The organism is Thioalkalivibrio sp. (genome assembly GCF_041690275.1).
Lineage (GTDB): Bacteria > Pseudomonadota > Gammaproteobacteria > Ectothiorhodospirales > Ectothiorhodospiraceae > Thioalkalivibrio.
In genome coordinates, this window is record NZ_JAWLHP010000055.1 from 2,940 (window position 1) to 6,232 (window position 3,293).

Annotated in this window: 5 protein-coding genes; 4 read left to right on the forward strand and 1 reads right to left on the reverse strand. The window is 66.0% G+C overall.

Features of this window, described 5'->3' with window-relative positions; translation table 11 throughout:
• Positions 1-43 precede the first annotated feature (43 nt).
• The gene (locus ACESMN_RS10810) at positions 44-235 is read right to left on the reverse strand and encodes a PA3496 family putative envelope integrity protein (RefSeq protein WP_373053609.1); all 192 of its coding nucleotides are present in this window, start codon (positions 233-235) and stop codon (positions 44-46) included.
• A gap of 217 nt (positions 236-452) precedes the next feature.
• On the opposite strand from ACESMN_RS10810, the gene msrP reads away from it, so the two are divergent.
• The 4 genes from msrP (at position 453) to ACESMN_RS10830 (ending at position 3,107) form a co-directional block, all read left to right on the forward strand.
• A complete protein-coding gene (gene msrP, locus ACESMN_RS10815; RefSeq protein ID WP_373053610.1) occupies positions 453-1,388 on the forward strand; it encodes a protein-methionine-sulfoxide reductase catalytic subunit MsrP in 936 nt (311 codons plus the stop codon).
• A 67-nt stretch (positions 1,389-1,455) separates the two neighbouring features.
• The gene (locus tag ACESMN_RS10820; protein WP_373053621.1) at positions 1,456-2,094 is read left to right on the forward strand and encodes a sulfite oxidase heme-binding subunit YedZ; all 639 of its coding nucleotides are present in this window, start codon (positions 1,456-1,458) and stop codon (positions 2,092-2,094) included.
• Between the two features lie 46 nt (positions 2,095-2,140).
• On the forward strand, positions 2,141-2,758 hold the full coding sequence (locus ACESMN_RS10825) for a hypothetical protein (RefSeq protein WP_373053611.1): 618 nt from the start codon (positions 2,141-2,143) through the stop codon (positions 2,756-2,758).
• A gap of 37 nt (positions 2,759-2,795) precedes the next feature.
• On the forward strand, positions 2,796-3,107 hold the full coding sequence (locus ACESMN_RS10830; RefSeq protein WP_373053612.1) for a DUF2007 domain-containing protein: 312 nt from the start codon (positions 2,796-2,798) through the stop codon (positions 3,105-3,107).
• The last annotated feature ends 186 nt before the right edge of the window (positions 3,108-3,293 follow it).

Below are 3,293 nucleotides of genomic sequence, written 5' to 3' on the forward strand. Positions count from 1 at the left end.
GTTCGCGAGCGGGCTCGCTCCTACAGGCGGTCGGGGTGGGGATTCACCACTCCATGTCGTCCAATTGCTGGCTGTCGTGCAGTTCGTCCGTCAGACGGCTGCGCAGGGCACGCTGTTCCAGGAGTCGCTCGAGCGAGCGTCTCGCGGACATCGGGTTCACCGGCGGGCGCTGCAATGCCCGCAGTTCGGAGGGGTCATCGTCGAATTCTTGTAAAGGCTCGTCAGTCAGGTGCATCGCAAGGATCTCCGCTAATGGTCTGGTCACCTGCTTTATAAGCGTTCCCTGATGGAGTGCAAACAGAAAAAACTTATCCAGCATTAACTTAGTTTATTGGTCAGGAATCGAGCGGAACGATGGCTGGCCCGCGAGCGCCGGTATCGAACTTGCGTGATAGGCTCCAGTCCTAACGGTCGGCAACTACCGTGACAGCACTGTCGAGAGAGGTCCGTCCATGCTGATCCGCAGGCACCGTTCCAGCGATCCACGCCCCAGTGAGATCACGCCCAGAGAGGTCTACCAGAGACGACGCGATTTCCTGAGGACCGGGGTCGCGCTCGGCGCCGGGCTGTTCCTGCCCGCCTCCGCCGTCGCGGATTCATCGCTTGACTACAGCCCGGGGCCGTTTTCGACCGACGAGGCGCTAACGCCCTACGAGGACGTGACGACCTACAACAACTTCTACGAGCTCGGCACCGGCAAGTCGGATCCCTCACGCAATGCCCACCTGCTGCGCACGGAACCGTGGACCGTGAAGGTGGACGGCCTGTGTGCGAATGCCGGCGAATACGATCTCGAGGACTTCCTGAAGCCCTGGGAACTGGAGGAACGCGTCTACCGGCTGCGCTGCGTGGAGGGCTGGTCGATGGTGATCCCCTGGATCGGATTCGAGCTGAACCGTGTGCTCAAGCAGGCGGAGCCGCTCGGCTCGGCGCGCTACGTCGCCTTCGAGACCGTGATGGATCCGGACAACCTGCCGGGACAGCGCCGCCCGGTGCTCGAGTGGCCCTACGTCGAGGGACTGCGGCTGGACGAGGCGATGCACCCGCTCACGATCCTGGCGGTGGGCCTGTACGGCGAGGAGCTTCCGAACCAGAACGGCGCGCCGCTGCGCCTGGTCGTGCCGTGGAAATACGGTTTCAAGAGCATCAAGTCGATCGTCCGGATCAGCTTCACCGAGGACGAGCCGCCAACGTCGTGGAACCGCTCCCAGCCCAATGAATACGGGTTCTACAGCAACGTGAACCCGGATGTGGCGCACCCCCGGTGGTCGCAGCGCACCGAACGCCGCATCGGTGAATTCCGCCGGCGCAGGACCGAGCGCTTCAACGGCTATGGCGAGGAGGTGGCCTCGCTCTATGCGGGCATGGATCTGACGCGGCACTTCTGAAGCCGCACCGGTTTAGCGCGTGAAGACATCGTCGATCAGCGGCCCCGCCGCGCGGTCGCGGGGCGGGGTGGCGGCCGGGCAGCGCTGGCACCGAGCGACCTGGTGGTTGCTGCTGCTGGTCGCGCTGCTGCCGGGACTCTGGCTGGTCGCGCGCACCGGCGGCGCCTTCGGCGGGCTCGGCGTGAACCCGGTGGAGACGCTGCTGCTCGACACCGGTACCTGCGCGATCATCGCGCTGCTGGTCGCGCTGTCCGTGACCCCGCTGCGCCGCCTGACCGGTTTGGCCAGCATCGGCCGGTACCGGCGCCTGCTGGGCCTGGTGGCCTTCGGCTACTCGAGCGCGCACTTCCTGATCTGGCTCGGGGTCGACCTCTTCTTCGACTGGGTCCTGATCCTCGAGGACCTGACCACCCGCCCGTTCGTGATGGCCGGGTTCGCGGCCTGGTTCATCCTGCTGCTCCTGGCGGCGACGTCCACGCGCGCCGCGATGCGCCTGCTGAAGCGGAACTGGACGCGCCTGCACCGGCTGGTCTATCCGGCGGCGATTCTCGCCGTTGTGCATATCGTCTGGTTAACGCGCGCCGATTACCGGGAGGCGACGATCTATGCCCTGATCCTTGCGCTCCTGCTGGGCCTGCGCGTCTTCTGGGCACTGCAGGGGGCACGCAAAATCCGCGGGCAGCCCGCGCGAAATGGGGTCGGCTGAACGCGGGGTCTATACTCCCGGGAAAGTCACATCGCCGGAGACGAGCTTGGCACGGTTTACGATCACACTGCACCCGCGGGCCGCCGATGCCCCGGATACGCAGCGCGTTTCGGTACGCGAGGAAGGGGAGCTGCCCGAGTACGGCCAGGTCTGGGTCTGGGACATGCTGTACGCCCAGCAGCTCTACGCGCTGGCGGACAATTCGCTCGCGGGTGAACTTCGGGAACTGCTCGAACTGTGGGCGGTAAACATGTCCAGCAAGGTCTTCCAGCCCTGGGACCACATCCGCCTGAAGGGCCACCTGCGCCTGTACGACGACCTGGAACTGCTGCGCCCGGAATCCGCCGCGGCCGAGGGATCCGAGATCCTCCAGGAGGTCGTGCTGGAGGTCGAGGGTGCGGCCGAAGAGCTCCCGCGCATCCGCCTGAGCCCGGACATCCTGCCGGCGGAGACGCGCTTCTGGCTGGTGCTGGCGCTGGCCCAGTACTTCGTGTCCACCAATGATCTCTTCGCGCGGGAGCTGCCGATCCACCTGCTGGCCTTCCGCAAGTACCACGCGGACATCAATCTGCCCGAGACGGCCGAGGCCGCCGAAGAGGCCCCGTTCTACGCGATCCAGAAGGCGATGGAGTATTTCCAGAGCGCGGGATCGGCGCAGCATTGAAGACATTCCGGTGCAATGGGCAGCGGCGGGGGAGCCGGTGAAGACGGTCTACACCGCTGCGGACCCGATCATGGCGGGCTTCATCGAGGGGGTCCTGCAGAACGCGGGCATCCAGGCGCACGCGATGCAGGCCGGTCTCTACGGGGCCGCCGGCGAGATTCCCCCGAACGAGTGCTGGGCCAGGGTGGTGGTCGTGCACGAGAACCAGGCGGCACAGGCACGCGCGGTGATCAAGGAATACCTCGAGGCGGAGGTCGACCCTCAGGCCGAGGCCTGGAAGTGTCCCCGCTGCGGCGAACAGATCGAGGCCCAGTTCACCCAGTGCTGGAACTGCGGCTACGAGCGGTGACGCCGGATGCCCTCCTGAAATCTCGGGAGGGTCGGGGTGGGGGCGGCCGAGCTCCAATGGTGGGCCCGCTGCGCTTGGCCCACCCTACGGCGGAGGGCGGCCTGCCGTGGCTTGAATTGCACGTTCCATGAGCAGTGTAGGGTGGGCAAAACGAAGTGTGCCCACCACAGGCCGGCATGGCTGGAA

Bases quoted from the DNA above. Each gene is read 5' to 3' on its own strand.
- ACESMN_RS10810 (WP_373053609.1), bottom strand. From the start codon at position 235: ATGCACCTGACTGACGAGCCTTTACAAGAATTCGACGATGACCCCTCC.
- msrP (WP_373053610.1), top strand. From the start codon at position 453: ATGCTGATCCGCAGGCACCGTTCCAGCGATCCACGCCCCAGTGAGATC.